The sequence below is a fragment of the Gordonia sp. BP-119 genome (assembly GCF_016924115.1).
In the GTDB taxonomy this organism is placed as follows: domain Bacteria; phylum Actinomycetota; class Actinomycetes; order Mycobacteriales; family Mycobacteriaceae; genus Gordonia; species Gordonia hongkongensis.
The window spans coordinates 118,357-136,547 of record NZ_JAFFZF010000002.1 but is presented as its reverse complement, the minus strand read 5'-3'; the positions used below and the strand labels follow the sequence as shown (position 1 = coordinate 136,547).

Sequence of the window (18,191 nt, the reverse complement as noted above, 5' to 3'; positions counted from 1 at the left end):
GGCGGGTGGGCTGGGATCAAGGACCACCGACGTGGTCGGAGATGGAACGGGTGCTCGCCGGCCGAGCGCCCGGCAGTGCCGACCGGCCCGGCACCGAGTTCGGTCCCGACCTCAGCGAATGGGCGCCGTTCCCCGGGGATGGCGGCGACAGTCCGGCCTGGTCGCGCAAACGCGGCGCCTATCAGGCCGAGGACATCGCGCGCGGCTCGTCGGCGGTGCCCTACGCAGAACTGCACGCCCACAGTTCGTACAGCTTCCTCGATGGTGCGTCGATGCCGGAGGAGCTGGTGGAGGAGGCGCAACGGCTCGGACTCCGCGCACTGGCCGTCACCGATCACGACGGGTTCTACGGCATCGTGCGCTTCGCCGAGGCGGCCCGTGAGTTCGGCATGCCGACCGTCTTCGGTGCCGAGCTGTCACTGGAACCCGACATCGCGCGGACGGGTCAGAACGATCCACCGGGCGAGCATCTGCTGGTCCTCGCCCGGGACGGTGAGGGCTACCGCCGTCTGTCACGGACCATCGCCGAGGCGCACATGGTCGCAGGGGAGAAGGGTCTGCTCCGCTACGACCGCGAAGCGCTCGCCGCGGCCGGCGGCGGGCACTGGCTCATCCTCACCGGATGCCGGAAGGGTGCCCTCCGACGCGCCCTCGACCGCGGCGGCGTCCCGGCCGCCGAGCAGGCGCTGCGAGAACTGATCGAGACCTACGGCCACGACAACATCGTCGTCGAGCTGACCGCGCAGGGCATGGCCGACGACGACGAACGCAACGCGGTGCTCGCCGGCCTCGCCGCCGGGGCGGGCGTGCCGACCGTGGCCACCACCGGCGCCCACTTCGCCGCGCCCCGGCGCCGACGGCTGGCGATGGCGATGGCCGCCGTCCGGGCCCGCACCGACATCGACACCATCTCCGGGTGGATGCCCGGCGTCGCCGGATCACATCTGCGCAGCGGCGACGAGATGGCGCGGCTGCTGCCCGCACATCCCGATGCCATCGACAACGCGGTGGGCATCGCCGCGGACTGCGCATTCCACCTGGGCCTCATCGCACCGCAGTTGCCACCCTTCGACGTCCCCGACGGGTACACCGAGGCGAGTTGGTTGCGCGAACTCACCATGACCCGGGCACGCCGCCGGTACGGCACCCCCGCCGAACATCCGCAGGCCTACCGGCAGATCGAGCACGAGCTCGCCATCATCGAGACGCTCACGTTCCCCGGCTACTTCCTGGTGGTCGCCGACATCGTCGACTACTGCAAGGCCAACGACATCCTGTGCCAGGGCCGGGGGAGTGCGGCCAACTCGGCCGTCTGTTACGCCCTCGGGATCACCAACGTCGACCCGGTCGCCAACACGCTGCTCTTCGAACGGTTCCTGGCCCCCGAGCGCGACGGCCCGCCCGACATCGACATCGACATCGAGTCCGACCGACGCGAGGAGGCCATCCAGTACGTCTACCGCCGCTACACCCGGGAGCGCAGCGCGCAGGTCGCCAACGTCATCACCTACCGGGGGAAGTCGGCGATCCGGGACATGGCCCGGGCGCTCGGGTACGCGCCCGGCCAGCAGGACGCCTGGGCCAAGATGCCCGACACCGCTCCCGCCGACGTCGCCGAACTCGCCGGTGAGATCCTCGGAATGCCAAGGCATCTGGGCATCCACTCCGGCGGCATGGTGATCTGCGACCGGCCGATCGCCGATGTCTGCCCCACGGAGTGGGCGCGGATGGAGAACCGCAGCGTGCTGCAGTGGGACAAGGACGACTGCGCCGCCATCGGGCTGGTCAAATTCGACATGCTGGGTCTCGGCATGCTCTCCGCGCTGCACTATGCGATCGACCTGGTCGCCGAACACAAGGGGATAGACGTCGACCTCGCCACCCTCGACCTCGCTGAACCCGCTGTGTACGAGATGCTCTGTCGCGCCGACTCGGTCGGCGTGTTCCAGGTGGAGTCCCGTGCGCAGATGGCCACCCTCCCGCGGCTGAAACCGCGCTGCTTCTACGATCTCGTCGTCGAGGTGGCCCTGATTCGGCCCGGCCCCATCCAGGGCGGCTCGGTGCATCCGTTCATCAAACGGCGCAACGGGGAAGAGCCGGTGACGGTCGAGCATCCGTCGATGAGCAGGGCGCTCGAACGCACCCTGGGGGTGCCGCTGTTCCAGGAGCAGCTGATGCAGTTGGCCGTCGACGTGGCCGGATTCGACGCCTCCGAGGCCGACCAGTTGCGCCGGGCGATGGGTTCCAAACGGTCGCCGGAGAAGATGGAACGCCTGCGGCAACGTTTCTACGAGGGCATGGAGAACCTGCACGGCATCACCGGGGACACCGCCGACCGCATCTTCGAGAAGATGGCCGCGTTCGCCAATTTCGGCTTCCCGGAGAGTCATTCGCAGAGCTTCGCGTCCCTGGTGTTCTACTCGTCGTGGTTCAAGCTGCATCACCCGGCGGCGTTCTGCGCCGCGCTGCTACGGGCGCAACCGATGGGTTTCTACTCACCGCAGACCCTGGTGGCCGACGCCCGACGGCACGGTGTCGCGGTCCATCGCCCCGACATCAATGCCTCACTCGCGCACGCCACTCTGGAGAACGAGGGTCTCGATGTCCGGTTGGGTCTCGACGGTGTACGCGGGGTCGGGGAGGAGGCGGCGCAGCGCATCGTCGACCGCCGGTCCGACGGTCCCTACCTCGACATCACCGATCTCTCCCGGCGCGCCCGGCTGACGACCAAGGAACTCGAGGGGCTCGCCGGTGCCGGCGCCTTCGACGGGTTCGGCCTCAGCCGGCGTCAGGCCCTGTGGGAGGCCGGGGCCGCCGCGACGGTGCGCGACGATCAGCTGGCCCTGGAATCGGCGCAGGCGACCCCCACCCTTCCGGGTCTCTCCGACGTCGAGCTGGCGGCCACCGACGCCTGGGCCACGGGGATCACCCCCACGTCGTATCCGACGCAGTTCCTGCGTCCCCGGCTCGACGCGATGGGAGTGCTGGCCGCCGATCGCCTGCTGTCGGTGCCCGACGGTTCGCGCGTGTTGGTCGGTGGCGCGGTGACCCATCGGCAGCGTCCCGCCACCGCGTCCGGGGTGACCTTCATCAACCTCGAGGACGAGACCGGGATGGTCAACGTGGTGTGTTCGGTCGGTTTGTGGGCGCGGTACCGTGTACTCGCTCAGACGGCACCCGCTCTGCTGATCCGCGGCCGGGTGCAGAACGCCGAAGGCGCTGTGACCGTCGTCGCAGATCGACTGCAGCGCATGGATCTTCGGGTGGGGAGCAGATCCCGGGACTGGCAGTAGTCCTCCGGCGGACGCGCCGGGATGTCCGAGCCGGATCGGTGTTCACGAAGAACAGGAAGAGTCATGCCGCAACAGGTCGTGGTGACCGTCAAACCGAAGAGCAGCAAGGGCCCGTTGGTCGAGACGGGTCCCGGCGGCGCGATCACCGTCTACGTCCGCGAGCCGGCCACCGAGGGCCGGGCGAACAAGGCCGTCTCCGAACTGCTCGCCGCCCACCTCGGGGTCCCGAAGAGCAAGATCGCGCTCATCGGCGGTGCCACGGCACGCATCAAGCGCTACCGCGTCGGCTGATCACACCGCGCCGGCGAAACCGTGCTGACGCCACGCCTCGTAGACGACGATGCTCGCGGCGTTGGCGAGGTTGTGGGAACGACGTCCGGCGAGCATCGGGATGCGGACCCGGTCGGTCACCTCGGGTTCGTCGAGGACCTCCGCCGGTAACCCGGTCGGCTCGGGGCCGAACAGCAACACGTCGCCCGGCTGGTAGTCGACGTCGGTGTGATAGCGCTCGGCATGGGCGGTGAACGCGAAGACCCGTTCCGGCTTCAGCGTCGTCCAGGCGGTCACCAGGTTCGGATGCACGGTGACGTTGGCCATCTCGTGATAGTCGAGTCCCGCGCGCTTCACCTGCGCGTCGGACATCGAGAACCCCAGCGGTTCGATGAGGTGCAGTTCGCACCCCGTGTTGGCGGCCAGCCGGATCGCGTTGCCGGTGTTCGGCGGGATGCACGGCTGGTAGAACATGATTCGGAACATGATGGTGTCAGCGTAGTCGGTGACGACCGTCGCAGATGTCGCGCGATCGCGCCGGTCACACGGCGAGCGCGGTGTTGGCCCCGCAGAGCACGATGCACAGCGTCGAATCGGGTTGCGGCCGAACAGCTCCCGAGACCACACCGGCGACCGCGGTGGCGGTGCCGTGTTCGACGAGGATGCGGTGGGTGTCCCAGAGCATCCGTCGCGCCGCGATGATCTGTTCGTCGGTCACCAGGACGCTGCCGACCGCCGGGTTCCCGGCGACGGCCTTCCAACAGAGCTCGCCGACGCTGGTGGCGCCGAGCGAGTCCGCGGCGATGCTCTCGAGTTCGACGGGTACGGGAGCTCTCGCGGCGAGGGCCTGATGCAGACACGACGCACCGAGTGGTTCGACGCCGACGATGCGGTCGCCCGGGCGCAGTGTGGCGGTGAGGCCCGCCAGCAGGCCGCCACCACCGACACAGACAACCGTGGTGAGCGGTCCGGGCACGTCGTCGATGATCTCGAGACCGATCGTGCCGGCGCCCGCGACGACATCGGGAAGATCGTAGGCGTGCAGCGCGAGCGCGCCGGTCTGCTCCGCCAGCGCGACGGCGGCGTCGGCGGCCTCCGAATAACGCCGTCCGATGAGATGGACGCGCGCTCCCGCGGCGCGCAGCGCGTCGATCTTGACCGGCGGCGCGGTCTCGGGGATCACCACGGTGACCGGCACGCCGACGATCCGCGCGGCGATCGTCGCGCCGATCGCGGCGTTGCCGCCGGAGGCGACGAGCACGCCGGCGTCGGTCAGCAACCCATGGTCACGGGCGTGCAGCGTGGCCCACAGGCTGCCGCGCGGTTTGAAGCACCCGCCGAGCTGGGTGTACTCGAGTTTGAGAACCACCTCGACCGGCCCGTCGACGGTGTCGATCGTCGTGCGCAGTGTCGGCGTGCGACGGAGGTGGGGTGCGATCGCCGCGCGGGCGAGGACGACGTCGTTGCGCACCACGGTCACCGTTCCGACAGTAGCGCCGTGGAAGAATGTCGGCGTGACGGCGATACGACTCGATGGCAAGACCACGCGCGACGAGATCTTCGCAGATCTGGCCGAGCGGGTGGAGAAGCTCAGGCTGGCGGGCATCACGCCTGGTCTGGGTACCGTTCTGGTCGGCGACGACCCGGGTTCGCACTACTATGTCAAGGGAAAGCACGCCGATTGCGCCCGGATCGGCGTTGCCTCCATCCGCAAGGACCTGGCGGCCGATGCCACCACCGAGCAGCTCAACGCGGCAATCGACGAGCTCAACGCCGATCCGGCCTGCACGGGCTACATCGTGCAGCTGCCGCTGCCCAAGCATCTCGACGAGAACGCCGCCCTCGAGCGGATCGACCCGCTGAAAGACGCCGACGGACTCCACCCGATCAACCTCGGGCGGTTGGTGCTGGGCAAGGAGTCGACGCTGCCCTGCACCCCGCGCGGGGTCATCCACCTCCTGCGACGCTACGACGTCCCGCTGGCCGGCGCCCGGGTCACGGTGGTCGGGCGCGGGGTCACCATCGGCCGGCCCATCGGGCTGCTCCTGACCCGCCGGAGCGAGAACGCGACGGTCACCCTGTGCCATACCGGCACCACCGACCTGGCGTCGGAGATCGAGCGCGCCGACATCGTCATCGCCGCGGCAGGGGTCCCGCACCTCATCACCGCGGACATGGTGAAACCCGGCGCCGCGGTGGTCGACGTGGGCGTCAGCCGTACTGACGAGGGTCGTCTCGCCGGCGACGTTCATCCCGATGTCTGGGAGGTCGCGGGCCACGTCTCGCCGAACCCCGGTGGTGTGGGTCCGCTGACGCGGGCGTTCCTGCTGGTCAATGTGGTCGAACGCGCTGAGCAGATGCTCGCCTCGGGGAGTGGCAGCGACGCGTGACCCGAGAGGAGCACCAGAGTGAGTCCGCTCACTCCGAGTCGCCCGGCGCCGCGGACGCCCGTCCCGGACACCGGGGGCGTCGGGCCGCCGACTCCTCCCGGTTGCGGGCGGTGCTCGTCCAGCTCCCGTACCTGCTGGTGATGTTGGGTGTGCTGGCCGCCGCGCTGCTCGTGATGTTCGATCGCTGGCGGCGTGGGTCCTTCGTCTTCGGGGCGGCTCTGCTCGTCGGAGCCGTACTCCGTGCCTTCATCCCGTCGTCGCGGGCAGGCCTGTTGCAGGTCAGGGGCAAATCGTTCGACGTGACGGCGATGGCCACGGTCGGCGGCGTGATGCTGTGGCTGGCGGCGTCGATCGACTCTTTGGGCACGGATTGATTACAATAGAGACCTGAGCGTGACCTGGCGGACCAGTCATGCGCTCAACCAGGCAATTTTCCGCTGCTCTGCGCAGACACACCGACCGCTGGAGTTTGTATCACCGCATCACCAACCGACGGCACCGTGAATGAAGTGACGTCCATGGGCGTGTCAGCAGGGGCTGGCATGATTCACTACGTCCTCTTGACGCGTGACGATCTCGGTCGCAGTGTGGTCGATTCCCGCGTGATCGACGTGGATCCCACCGACGGCCTCGATTCCGCCGGCCGGGTCAACGCCGGGATCGACGTGATGCTCAGCGCCGCCCGCGAGACCGGGACGCGAGTGGGCCCGATCGGGGTCGCCGCACGCACGGGGAGCCAGCGTCGGCAATTGCGTTCACGGGGCAGCGGACCCCGGCGTCAGGTCCGTCTCGCCGGCGAGGACGAGGCCGTGCTGGCCTACCTGACCGACACCGGGGAGATCGACCGTTTCTCGTCTGCCGTCGTCGTCGACTGCGGCGACACCGGCATGTCGCTCTACACCGTCGATCCCCGCGAGGGTCGCATCGGCGACGCCGAGCACTCGACCGTGCTGAGCGGTCGTCGTCTCGACCGGTCCATCGTCGACCAGCTGACCGCCGACAATCCCGTCCTGGGCGACGCCACTCGGACGCGGGCGGAGCGCAGCGAGTTGCGCAGCGCGTGCCGGACCGCGAAAGAAGAGATCGCCTACGGCGGCGTCGCGGCCGCCGAGTCGGTCGTCGCGGTCTCGGCGAACACCGGTCGTGTGGCGCTGTCCGCGACCCAGGTCGAGCAGGCGATCGCGCCGATGATCGGTGATGCGAAAGAAGTGTTCGCCCGCTATGTAGCGGCCGTCAGGTCACGCGGCGTACGACCGGACGCGGTGGTGTTCATCGGCGGACTCGCCAACCTCCCCGCGGTGCGCGCGATCGCGGCAGAGCATGAGCTCGAGGTCGTGAACCCGACGGCGCCGGAGCTGGTCGTGGCCACCGGCGCAGCCTTGCTGGCCCTCCAGAGTTATTCGGGCGCAGCGCGTCTGGCGTTCATCGGGGGCAAGCGGCAGCGCGAGTGGCTTTCCGCGACCCCAATTGCGGTTGCCGGGGCGGTCATCGCGGCCACATTGATGACGATCTACGCGGTGAGCTCGTCGTTCGCCGACCGTCCGGCCGTCGAGCCGCAGCCGTCGGTCAGCAGTGTGCCCCCCGCGGCGGCGACCAGCGAGGAGGAGCCGCCGTCCACCGCGCGGCCCACCTCCCAGCCGATCACCCGAATCCCGGCCGAACCCGTCGAGCCCACAGTTGTCACTCCCGTTCCGACGCAACGGCCCGCGCCCGAGACCGGCTGGAACGACCCGCCGGCATGGGCGACCACGGAGTTGCCGCCGACGCGGCCCTCGACAAGTACCAGCACCCGCACCCTCTCGCCGTTCCCGTGGCCGGACCTGACCTTCCCGCCCGGTTCGACACCGACGATCCCGCCGGACCTGCTCCCTCCGGGTCTGCGCCCGCCGAGTGCGGCGCCCACTCCGCCGCCGCCCACGTACTCGACGTCGACGTTGCGCTCCGCGCCCAGCGCCCCGCCGCGCCCGAGCAGTACCCGCGCGACCGGGTCGACTCAGATTCCGGGTGTACCCGAGCCCGCGAAATCCGTTGACGGGGAGTCGCGCTCACCGGTGACTCCGGTACCTCGGTCCGGCAGCCCGGTCCCGTCGGTCCCGGCGCCGCGCTGACGAGACGCCGCCGACAGGTCCGTCAGGCGTCGCGACGCGCGAGTTCGACCGTGCGCTTGAGTAGATCGCTGATGGCATCGAACTCGGTCAGGAATCCGTCGTGGCCGGTCTCGGAGTTGACGACCTGAAGTCCGCCGACGCAGTTGCCCAGCTCGTCGGCGAGTTCGACCTGTAGCCGGATCGGGTAGAGACGATCGGAGTCGATCCCCCCGACGATCACCGGAACGCGGCAATTGTTGAGCGCCTTGGCGACTCCGCCGCGACCACGGCCGACGTCGTGGTGGTTGAGGACCTCGGTGAGGACGACGTAGCTGGCCGGGTCGAAGCGGGACATCAGCTTCGACGCCTGGTGGTCGAGATAGCTTTGCACGGCGTAGCGCCCGCCGGTCAGGGGATTCTCGTCGCCCTGGGCGTCGTTGCCGAAGCGGGAGTCGAGCTCCGGTTCGCTGCGGTACATGAGATGGGCGATCCGGCGCGCGATCCCCATGCCCTGCAACGGAATGCGGCCGGTGCCGTGGTAGTCGCCGCCGCACCAGTCCGGGTCGGCCTTGATCGCGGCGATCTGTGCGGACTGGATACCGATCTGATCCGCGGTCGCGCGGGCGCCGACGGCGAGCACGAGGGCGCTGCGGACGCGGTCGGGGTACTCGATGGCCCACTCGAGCGCGCGGGCGCCGCCCATCGAACCGCCGAGAACCGCACCGACGCTGCGGATTCCGAGGCGGTCCAGCAGTGCCACCTCGGCACGGACCTGGTCGAGCACGGTGATCTGCGGGAAGCGTGAGCCCCAGGGCCGACCGTCGGGTGCGATGGAGCCCGGACCCGTCGAGCCCTTGCATCCGCCCAGGACGTTGGCGGAGATGACGCACCATTCGTCGGTGTCGATGGCCTGTCCCGGGCCGATCAGCCCGTCCCACCATCCGGCCGAGTCGTGGTCGGCGTCGGCGGGTCCGGTGACGTGCGAGTCGCCGGTCAATGCGTGGAGCGTGAGGATGACGTTGTCGCGGGACGGTGACAACGTCCCCCAGCGCTGGAACGCCAGGGTGACGTCGTCGATCCGTGCTCCGCTGTCGAGAGGCAACGAGCCGATGGGGATGCCGACGAGTTCCCCGTCCGGGAGGGTCTCCCAGTCGGGCTGATCAGATGCTGTCGCATTCAGGTCGATACTCACCGACAAAGCTGCCTCACCTGTTTCACTTGGCCGCCGCGAATCCCTGTTCGAGGTCGGCCAAGATGTCGTCGATTCCCTCGATGCCCACGGCGAGCCGGACCAGTCCCGGGGCCACGCCCGCGGCGAGCTGCTCCTCGGGGGTGAGCTGGCTGTGGGTGGTCGAGGCGGGGTGGATGACCAGCGACCGCACATCGCCGATGTTGGCGACGTGGCTGTGCAGGCTGAGCGCGTCCACGAACTTCTTGCCGGCGTCCACTCCGCCCTGGATCTCGAAGGCGATGATCGCACCCTGACCCTTCGGGGCCAATTCCTGACCGCGCTTGTACCAGGGCGAGGACTCCAGACCCGCGTACGCCACGGACTCGACCTGCGGGTGTGCATCGAGGAAGGCGGCGACCTTCTGCGCGTTGGCGACGTGGCGCTCGATGCGCAGACTCAGCGTCTCCAGGCCCTGTGCCAACAGGAACGCGTTGAACGGGGAGATCGCCGCGCCGGTGTCACGCAACCACTGCACGCGTGCCTTGAGTGCGAAGGCGGGCGCGCCCAGGTCGGCGAAGACAGCACCGTGGTAGCTCGGGTCCGGCGTGGTGAAACCGGGGAACAGGTCCTTCCCGTCGCGCTGGACCCGCCAGTCGAAGGTGCCGCCGTCGACGATGACGCCGCCGATCGCGGTGCCGTGACCGCCGATGTACTTCGTCGCCGAGTGCACGACGATGTCGGCGCCGTGGGCCAGCGGGCTGATCAGGTACGGGGTGGCGACGGTGTTGTCGATGATGAGGGGTACGCCGTTGCGGTGCGCGACCTCCGCGATCCCCGAGATGTCGAGGATCTCGTTGTTGGGGTTGGAGATCGACTCACCGAAGAACGCGCGGGTGTTGTCCTTGACCGCGGCCTGCCACGACGCCGGATCCTCGGGGTCCTCGACGAAGCTCACCTCGACCCCGAGCTTGGGCAGTGTGTAGTGGAAGAGGTTGTACGTGCCGCCGTACAGGCGGGGGCTCGACACCACGTGCCCGCCGGTCTCGACGGCGTTGAGGATCGCGTAGGTCTCGGCGGCCTGTCCCGATGCGACGAGCAGCGCGGCGACGCCGCCCTCGAGCGCGGCGATCCGCTGCTCGACGGCATCCTGCGTGGGATTCATGATGCGTGTGTAGATGTTGCCCGGTTCGGCGAGCCCGAAGAGATTGGCCGCGTGCTGGGTGTCGTTGAAGACATACGACGTCGTCTGGTAGATCGGCAGCGCACGGGCGTTGGTCACCGCGTCCGCGGACTGCCCGACGTGGATCTGCTTCGTCTCGAAGCTCCAGTTCTCGCTGGGATCGTTGCTGTCGAGGGTGCCGTCAGGGACATCAGACATGGCGATTCATCACTTTCTACGGTCGGCAGGGCCAACTCGACCCTGTTGGGGTCCGACCTTCGGACCCGCGCTTGCCGGGGATCGCCACTGCGATCCCGCAACCCGGTCATCACCCGGAGCACCCCACCGCGGAAGGAGGGTTGCCGATCAGCCAGCCGGGGCTTCGCACTGATACTCATGACCTGGCGACAAGGATATAACACGGATGTGAGCGCCCGAGAACCGTCCCGGTCACGCCGCGCCCAACCCTTGAGAAGTGCACCGGAAGGGTGCCGGTGGCTGTCCTCCGACCGAGTGAAATCGGGTGTGGTCAGATACGAAACCACTGGTCAAGGTAGTTAGCGACGCTCAGCGTGCTGTCGGTTCCGCGATCGCGGATCTAGAGTTCGGGACAGCCCCGGCTGCACCGGAATGCTCCGCTCAGGTGGTCCGGGTTCGCACAGGAGCGCTCATGGCCGTGATGGCTCATCTCCGGACCCGACGCGTCGCTCTGTTGGCCGCCTCGATGTCGACGTTGTCGACCCTCGCCGCATTCGGCTTCACCGGGGTGGCGGCGGCGACAGCCGGCGGGCCCTCGTGCAGCGGTGCCGTCGTGGTGGTCGGGGGGACCGTCGACGCTGAGTCGCTATTGCTCGAGGGCGTCAAGGAGCGTTACCGCGAGCAGGGCTATGAGGTGATCAACGCGCCCTACCCGGCGACCATATGGCCGCTCGGAGCGACGGGGTACGACCGCAGTACCGAACAGGGGATCGCATCGACGGCGTCCGCGATCTCGTCGTATCGAGAAGCGTGCGGGTCCGAGGCGCCGGTGGTGGTGACGGGCTATTCGCAAGGGGCGCGCATCGCTGGAGACGTGCTCGCCGGTATCGGCAACGGCCGGAAGTTCGATGTCGCGAACACGCCCGACGATCCCAGCGACGACGTCGTGATCTCCGACGTCGGGGTGTCGGGCGAGCTGTATTCGGATCCGCGGCAGGCCGGTGACAAGACCGGGCGAGGTATCGAGCTGTCGCTGATCGGGATCATTCCCGGACTGACCATGTCGGGGCCACGTGGTGCCGGCAGCACGGACGCCGGCTTCGGGACGGTCAGCGACCGGGTCGTGTCGGTGTGCATCGAGGGCGACCCGATCTGCGACCTGCCCGATCCCGTCTACGACCCGATCGGCGCCATCGACGGCATCCTCGGCTACCAGGTCAAGCATTTCCTGTATCCAGAGGAGATGTCGGGCAACCCGCTGCAGCCGGGATACACGTGGGCGAAACGTCCGGTCGAATGTGCGGACGGCGTCTGTATGGTCGCTGCGGACTCCGCACTCGCCGAACTCGTCCAGGGCTGGGCTCGCAACCTCGGCTACCAGGGCGCCATCGGCGATTTCCTGTCGGATCGCCCGACCATCGGGCTTCCGTTCGGCATCGAACTGGCGAATCTGCAGCCGGTGGTCCGGCTGGTGCAGGGCTTGCTGCCGCCACTCCCACGTCTCGGGTACGGCGCATACCTACCCGACATCTTCGTCTTCGAGGACATCCTGCAGGGCATCGTCACCGCGACACCGGCTCGGTTCGTGCGCGGTGTCAGCGCCCTGGCTGCCAGCGTGCGCAGCATCGTCCTGCTGCCGGTCAACTTCGTCCGATACTGGGCGGGCGCGCTCATCGGGCCGGTGGCGTCGGAGGGCGGCGCCGTCACGATTCTCGCGGCGGACACGTCGCACCTGCGATCGTCCACGTTCGCGCGACTGGCAGCCGTACCCGACGAGTCCGTGGGGCCGGTCCGCGCTGAAGAAGTGGGCGGGTCCGGCCCCTCGTCCGAGCCGTCGGCGGCCCGGGGTGCCGAACCGGATGCCACCGACCCGTCACCGGCCGAGCAGCCCCCGGTGGGCCACACGACCGACACGTCGTCGGGGGCCGACACGGGCACCGATACCGAGACCGATACGCCCGACGCGGACCCCGCGCCTGCCCCGCCTCGCGACGACGACTCGCCGGCCGCCACCGATCCCTCGGGAAGCGATGTCAAGACGTCTGGAACCGACGGCCACGGGGGAGAGGACGGCGAGAAGGCCGGCTCGTCCGACACGGCTTCGGACCCGGACGGGCCTTCCGCAGACCCGTCCGACCCCGACAGCGATGCGGGCTCCGAAGCCGGCGACTGACACCCCGCGCGATGCTGAGGACACTGCGTGTGTGAATGAACTCACCACCGGCTGAGGAATCAGCGCTGACGGGCGCGGGTTGGCATCGACCGTGCCTGATGCTCTCTCGACGACCGAAGCCCCGGCCGACCCCTCACTGACGGGTCCGTCCACCGCCGGGGAACTCCGCAGCCCCGCGCGGGCCGAATCGGCCGAGGTGTCCCGCCGGGTGCGTCGGTGGACGATCCTCGCCCTTGCGCTGGGTGGATTCGGGATCGGGACGACCGAGTTCGTCGCCATGGGCCTCCTGCCCAACATCGCCGGATCTCTGGGTGTCTCGGAACCGACTGCCGGACATGTCATCTCGGCCTACGCGATGGGTGTGGTGGTGGGTGCGCCGCTGATCGCGGCGCTCACCGCGCGGATGTCCCGTCGGACGCTTCTGATCGGCTTGATGGTGGCGTTCACGGTCGGCAACCTCGCGACCGTCCTCGCACCGGATTACGGTTTGCTGCTGGTGGCGAGATTCGTCGCCGGCCTCCCGCACGGCGCCTACTTCGGTGTCGCGGCTCTGGTCGCCGCTCATCTGGCCGGCCCGCGCAACCGTGGCAAGGCCGTGGGACAGGTGATGCTCGGTCTGTCCGTCGCGAACGTCCTCGGCGTACCGGCGGCCGCCTGGCTCGGTGAGACGCTCGGCTGGCGGTCCGCGTTCGCGATCGTGGTCGTGATCGGAATCGCCACCGTCGTCGCGCTGATCCGGGTGCTTCCCACGCTCAGCGGGGTGAAGACCACCGACCCGCTCACCGAGCTCGGTGCACTCAAGCGGTCCCAGGTCTGGTTCACACTGGTCATCGGAACCGTCGGGTTCGGTGGGATGTTCGCGTTCTACACGTATCTCAACTCCGCGCTGACCACCGACACCGGGCTGTCGGTGTCGGTCGTGCCGTTCGCCCTGATGTTGTACGGACTGGGAATGGTGACCGGCAACTTCGTCGGCGGTTATGTCGCGGACCGCAGCGTGGCGGTGGCGATCCTCGGCGGACTCACCGCCACCGCACTCTCCCTCGGCGCTTTTGCGGTGCTGGCCGAGAATGCTTGGGCGGCATTGATCCTCACCTACCTCGTGGCGCTCACGGGATCGATGATGCTACCCGCGCTGCAGACCAGGCTGATGGATGTGGCGGCCGATGCACAGACCCTGGCCGCGGCCCTGAACCATTCCGCGCTCAACATCGCCAACGCGGCCGGAGCGCTGCTCGGTGGCGTGGTGGTCGGTGCCGGCTACGGATACCTGGCGCCGTCGGTGGTCGGGGTGATGCTCGCGGTGGCGGGTATCGCGGTCACCGTCGTGGCCCTCGCGACCGCGCGGCACCAGCCCGTCGGGTCCTGAACGAGCGCGGCCGTTCTACCTACGACGAGGGCCGACCGGATAAGTCCGGTCGGCCCTCGTGTCGTCGAGTCGGTGCAATCAGCCGTTCGTGGGCGGTGTGGCGATCGTCTTCGACAGGTAGAGCTGCTCGCCGAGCTTGTTGATCAGCTCGAGTTGCGTCTCGAGATAGTCGATGTGTTCCTCTTCGTCGGCGAGGATCTGCTCCAAGAGGTTGGCGCTGGTGATATCGCCCTTGGACCGGCACATCGCGATTCCGGGGCGGAGTCGTTCCACCACCTCGACCTCGATCGACATGTCCGACTCGAACTGCTCCCGGATCGACTGCCCAATACGCAGCGGCAGCAGGCGCTGATAGTTGGGCAGGGCGTCGAGGAACAGGATGCGATCGGTCAGGACCTCGGCGTGAGTCATCTCCTCGATCGACTCGGCCCGTGTCTTCGCGGCGATCTCGGTGAGACCCCAGCTCTGCTGCATCTTCGCGTGCAGGAAGTACTGGTTGATCGCGGTCAGCTCACTCGTGAGCTGTTCGTTGAGGAGGTCGATGACCTCGGGGTCGCCACGCATCTGTCCGCCTCCCATTTCCCGTGTATGTCCGTTCGAACCGTAACACGACAAAACCCCCCGCGCGTCGTCTCGCGCGAGGTTCGTCGGGTCGGAGGTCAGGTCATGCAGCGGTCGTCGCGGTTGACGCCCTTTCGCTCAGGATGGTGTGCAGTTCGTCCAGGCAGGTCCCGCAGCCTTCGCCCGCGCCGCAGCGGTCGCTGATCGCGTCGACCGTGTACGCGCCCGCATCGCAGTGCGCATGGACCTCGTCCACGGTGACGGCGCGGCATATGCAAACGAACATCTCGGAAACTCACCTTCGTGCCTGGATTAGGCAATGCTTACATATTTTAGGGTGTCCGCACAAGGGTTGCCTTACCTTTTATCGACGCTGTCCGAGTGGCGCGATCACGGCCGATGGGCTGTCGGACCGCCGCCGTAGGATGTGGCCCCGTGCCACTCACGATCTCCACGGTGAACGTCAACGGAATCCGCGCAGCGGTCAAACATCGATCGGAGGCCAACCGCGGCCTGCTGCCCTGGCTCGACACATCTGGACCGGATGTGGTCCTGCTGCAGGAGGTCCGCGCGAGCGAGGAACTCGCCCGCGACGCGCTGGCGCCGGTGCTCGACACCGGATGGCATCTGACGATGAGCGAGTCCTCGGTGAAGGGTCACGCGGGCGTCGGTGTGCTGACACGTAGCGCGCCGTCGGCGGTGCGCGTCGGATTCGGGAGCGCGGAGTTCGACGACCTCGGCCGCTATCTCGAAGTCGACGTCGACACCGACCTGGGACCGCTGACCGCGGGAAGCCTGTACCTGCCGAAGGGTGCCGCGCTCTCCGACGCCGAGAAGGACATCGCCAAGCACGACGAGAAGGTCCGTTTCATGCGTGAGTTCGGCGCATACCTGGATCGGTTGGTCCGTCGACGCCGCCACGTCGTCGTGGGTGGCGACTGGAACATCGCGCCCGCCGAAGCCGACATCAAGAACTGGAAGGGCAATCTCAAGAGCCCCGGCTTCCTACCGCACGAACGGGCCTGGGTGGCCGACCTGCTCGCCGCCGGGTGGCGCGACGTCATGCGCGAACTCTTCCCCGACGACGCCGGGCCCTACTCGTGGTGGTCGTGGCGCGGTAAGGCCTTCGACAACGATTCCGGATGGCGGATCGACTATCAGCTCACCAACAAGATGCTGGCCGGCCGGGCGACCAAGGCCGAGGTGGAACGTGCGGCGGCCTACGACCTCCGCTGGTCCGACCACGCTCCGGTCACCGTGCGGTACGAGTGACCGGGTCTGACAAACTGGGCGTCATGACCAGCGACGTAGAGCGCAACGGAGAGCCCGCGGCCGAGTCGATGCCGACCCGTCCGCGTGTGCTGTCCGGTATCCAGCCGACGAGTGACTCCTTCCACCTCGGGAACTATCTCGGTGCGGTCCGGCAGTGGGTGGCCTTGCAGGACGACTTCGAGGCGTTCTACTTCATCCCGGACATGCACGCACTCACGGTGCCGTTCGACCCCAAGGTCCTCGCCGAACGCACCCGCCTGAGCGTCGCGCAATTGCTCGCCGTCGGTGTGGACCCCGAGCGGTCGACGATCTATGTGCAGTCCCACATCCCCGAGATCGCCCAGCTGACGTGGGTCCTGTCGTGCATCACCGGTTTCGGCGAGGCCAGCCGGATGACCCAGTTCAAGGACAAGTCGGCCAAGCAGGGCGTCGACGCGGCGGGCGTCGGCCTGTTCACCTACCCCATCCTGATGGCCGCGGACATCCTCGCCTTTCAGGTCGATCGGGTTCCGGTCGGGGAGGACCAGCGGCAGCATCTCGAACTCACCCGCGACCTCGCCCAGCGATTCAACTCCCGGTTCGGCAAGGTGCTGAAGGTGCCCCAGGCGCACATCGTCGCCGAGTTCGCCAAGATCTACGACCTGCAGAACCCGACGGCCAAGATGAGCAAATCCGCCGAGACCGACAAAGGTCTGATCAATCTGCTCGACGATCCGAAACGTTCGGCGAAGAAGATCCGGTCGGCTGTCACCGATACCGGTTCGGAGATCCGGTTCGATGTCGTCGATAAGCCTGGTGTCTCCAACCTGCTGACCATCCAGTCGGCCCTGTCCGGTGTCGGCGTCGACGATCTGGTCGCCAAATACGAGGGCAAGGGATACGGCGACCTGAAGGTCGACACCGCGGAGGTGCTGACCGAGTTCGTCACCCCGCTGCGCGGGCGGGTCGAGGAGTACCTGTCCGATCCGGCCGAACTCGACGCCATCCTGGCTCGGGGCGCGGCCCGCGCGCGTGCCATCGCCTCCGAGACGCTGGCGTCGGTCTATGACAAGGTGGGGTTCCTGGCGCCTGGCCGGTGAGACCGCATCCGCCGGACGCCGTCCCGCGATCCGACCAGGAAGGCGATCCATGACCTCCGCGCGCGACTCGGCGAGATCACCGGTGGACACGGCGAAATCGGCGGTGGACAAAGGGATGACGACCGTCGACAAGGGCAAGTCGGCCTTCGCCGCGGCGCGGGAGAAGTGGCCCGCCGTCGAGCACCTGGTGCAGACCGTCGAACGCTACAACGACCGGCGCGGAAACGTGTATGCGGCGGCCATCAGCTTCAACGGCATCCTCGCGCTCGTCCCGATCATCATGGTGGTGTTCTCGGTCGCCGCGTTCGTGTTGGCGAATCAGCCACAGCTGCTCGAAGACCTGCAACAGGCGGTTGTCGACGCCGCGCCCGGCAAGATGGGCGAGCAGCTCAGTGAGGTCATCGATTCGGCGATCTCCTCCCGCGCCGCGGTAGGGATCGTCGGTCTGATCGGTGCCGCCTTCACCGGGATCGGGTGGATCTCCGGCGTCCGGGTGGCCTTCACCGAGATGTACGGGGGTCGCGTCGACCGCAACCCCGTGCTGTCGAAGGTGTGGGATCTCCTCACGTTCGCATTGCTGGGCATGGCCTTCGCCGTGACGATGGCGCTGACGACGCTGGGCAACAGCGGGCTCACCACCACGATGCTCTCCTGGGTGGGCCTCGACGACGCGTCATGGGCCCCGGTCGTGGTGCGGGCCGTCGCCATCGTCGTGTCGGTGTTCGCCAGCTGGCTGCTCTTCACCTTCGTGCTGGCGCGGCTACCGCTGGTGCCGCTGCCGATGACGCACGCCATGAAGGCCGGGCTGGTCATCGCGATCGCGTTCGAGCTGATGAAATCCCTTGGCGGGCTGTATCTCCAATCGGTCCTGGGTTCGCCGGCCGGGGTGGCGTTCGGTCCGATCTTCGGTGTGTTCGTCTTCGCGTACCTCGCGTCGCGGATCGTGCTGTATGCCACCGCGTGGTGCGCGACCGACCCCATCAACAGCAAGTACCAGGTGGTGGAAGAACCGGACGCGGAACTGCACCGGCCGGTCCAGATCTCGCCGACGGTCGAGGTGAGCCCGGCGCCCCGGCCCGGCGCCCTCGCGGCCGCCGTCGGACTGGGCGCAGTCGCGGCCGCGCTGATCGGAGCGCGTCGGCGGCGTTGACCTCCGGCGCTGGTCGTCT

16 protein-coding genes and 1 riboswitch are annotated in these 18,191 nt (G+C 68.3%); of the genes, 10 read left to right on the top strand and 6 right to left on the bottom strand.

The window, feature by feature from the left end; genetic code table 11:
- Positions 1–5 precede the first annotated feature (5 nt).
- Together JW364_RS01940 and JW364_RS01935 are read left to right on the top strand one after the other, a co-directional pair.
- On the top strand, positions 6–3,293 hold the full coding sequence (locus JW364_RS01940) for an error-prone DNA polymerase (RefSeq protein WP_065630704.1): 3,288 nt from the start codon (positions 6–8) through the stop codon (positions 3,291–3,293).
- Positions 3,294–3,356: 63 nt separating this feature from the next.
- Entirely contained in the window at positions 3,357–3,584 is a 228-nt protein-coding gene (locus JW364_RS01935; RefSeq protein WP_058250673.1) for a DUF167 domain-containing protein, read from the top strand.
- On the opposite strand, the gene JW364_RS01930 is transcribed toward JW364_RS01935, so the two are convergent.
- On the bottom strand, positions 3,585–4,049 hold the full coding sequence (locus JW364_RS01930) for a tRNA (cytidine(34)-2'-O)-methyltransferase (RefSeq protein ID WP_058250672.1): 465 nt from the start codon (positions 4,047–4,049) through the stop codon (positions 3,585–3,587).
- Between the two features lie 55 nt (positions 4,050–4,104).
- Positions 4,105–5,043, bottom strand: coding sequence for a serine/threonine dehydratase (locus JW364_RS01925; RefSeq protein WP_205333267.1), 939 nt, complete (start codon positions 5,041–5,043; stop codon positions 4,105–4,107).
- Between the two features lie 34 nt (positions 5,044–5,077).
- Here JW364_RS01925 and JW364_RS01920 point away from each other — a divergent pair, with 34 nt between their 5' ends.
- From JW364_RS01920 to JW364_RS01910, 3 genes are all read left to right on the top strand, one after another.
- Entirely contained in the window at positions 5,078–5,953 is an 876-nt protein-coding gene (locus JW364_RS01920; RefSeq protein WP_205333268.1) for a bifunctional methylenetetrahydrofolate dehydrogenase/methenyltetrahydrofolate cyclohydrolase, read from the top strand.
- A 101-nt stretch (positions 5,954–6,054) separates the two neighbouring features.
- Positions 6,055–6,327, top strand: a complete 273-nt coding sequence (locus tag JW364_RS01915) for a DUF3017 domain-containing protein (RefSeq protein ID WP_240198524.1) — start codon at positions 6,055–6,057, stop codon at positions 6,325–6,327.
- A 168-nt stretch (positions 6,328–6,495) separates the two neighbouring features.
- Positions 6,496–8,061 carry an Hsp70 family protein gene (locus JW364_RS01910; protein ID WP_205333269.1) on the top strand — a complete coding sequence of 522 codons (1,566 nt, stop codon included), beginning with the start codon at positions 6,496–6,498 and terminating at the stop codon, positions 8,059–8,061.
- 22 nt (positions 8,062–8,083) lie between these two features.
- On the opposite strand, the gene JW364_RS01905 is transcribed toward JW364_RS01910, so the two are convergent.
- Together JW364_RS01905 and JW364_RS01900 are read right to left on the bottom strand one after the other, a co-directional pair.
- On the bottom strand, positions 8,084–9,238 hold the full coding sequence (locus JW364_RS01905) for a homoserine O-acetyltransferase (RefSeq protein WP_058250670.1): 1,155 nt from the start codon (positions 9,236–9,238) through the stop codon (positions 8,084–8,086).
- 16 nt (positions 9,239–9,254) lie between these two features.
- A complete protein-coding gene (locus JW364_RS01900) occupies positions 9,255–10,589 on the bottom strand; it encodes a bifunctional o-acetylhomoserine/o-acetylserine sulfhydrylase (protein WP_058250669.1) in 1,335 nt (444 codons plus the stop codon).
- A gap of 62 nt (positions 10,590–10,651) precedes the next feature.
- Positions 10,652–10,772, bottom strand: a riboswitch (SAM riboswitch).
- A gap of 268 nt (positions 10,773–11,040) precedes the next feature.
- On the opposite strand from JW364_RS01900, the gene JW364_RS01895 reads away from it, so the two are divergent.
- Positions 11,041–12,741: a cutinase family protein gene (locus tag JW364_RS01895; RefSeq protein ID WP_068971755.1), complete on the top strand. Its 1,701-nt coding sequence runs from the start codon at positions 11,041–11,043 to the stop codon at positions 12,739–12,741.
- Between the two features lie 91 nt (positions 12,742–12,832).
- Positions 12,833–14,110 carry an MFS transporter gene (locus JW364_RS01890; protein WP_058250668.1) on the top strand — a complete coding sequence of 426 codons (1,278 nt, stop codon included), beginning with the start codon at positions 12,833–12,835 and terminating at the stop codon, positions 14,108–14,110.
- Between the two features lie 78 nt (positions 14,111–14,188).
- Here JW364_RS01890 and bfr read toward each other — a convergent pair whose 3' ends face one another.
- Complete coding sequence (bfr, locus tag JW364_RS01885) at positions 14,189–14,674, bottom strand: bacterioferritin (RefSeq protein WP_058250877.1); 486 nt, start codon at positions 14,672–14,674, stop codon at positions 14,189–14,191.
- 100 nt (positions 14,675–14,774) lie between these two features.
- A complete protein-coding gene (locus JW364_RS01880) occupies positions 14,775–14,957 on the bottom strand; it encodes a bacterioferritin-associated ferredoxin (protein WP_058250667.1) in 183 nt (60 codons plus the stop codon).
- Positions 14,958–15,106: 149 nt separating this feature from the next.
- Here JW364_RS01880 and JW364_RS01875 point away from each other — a divergent pair, with 149 nt between their 5' ends.
- The 3 genes from JW364_RS01875 to JW364_RS01865 are packed head-to-tail and all read left to right on the top strand — an operon-like array spanning position 15,107 to position 18,172.
- Positions 15,107–15,943 (top strand): exodeoxyribonuclease III, encoded by an 837-nt coding sequence (locus tag JW364_RS01875; protein ID WP_058250666.1) that lies wholly within the window; start codon positions 15,107–15,109, stop codon positions 15,941–15,943.
- Positions 15,944–15,966: 23 nt separating this feature from the next.
- Entirely contained in the window at positions 15,967–17,022 is a 1,056-nt protein-coding gene (trpS, locus tag JW364_RS01870; protein WP_058250876.1) for a tryptophan--tRNA ligase, read from the top strand.
- A 49-nt stretch (positions 17,023–17,071) separates the two neighbouring features.
- Positions 17,072–18,172: a YhjD/YihY/BrkB family envelope integrity protein gene (locus JW364_RS01865; RefSeq protein ID WP_058250665.1), complete on the top strand. Its 1,101-nt coding sequence runs from the start codon at positions 17,072–17,074 to the stop codon at positions 18,170–18,172.
- The last annotated feature ends 19 nt before the right edge of the window (positions 18,173–18,191 follow it).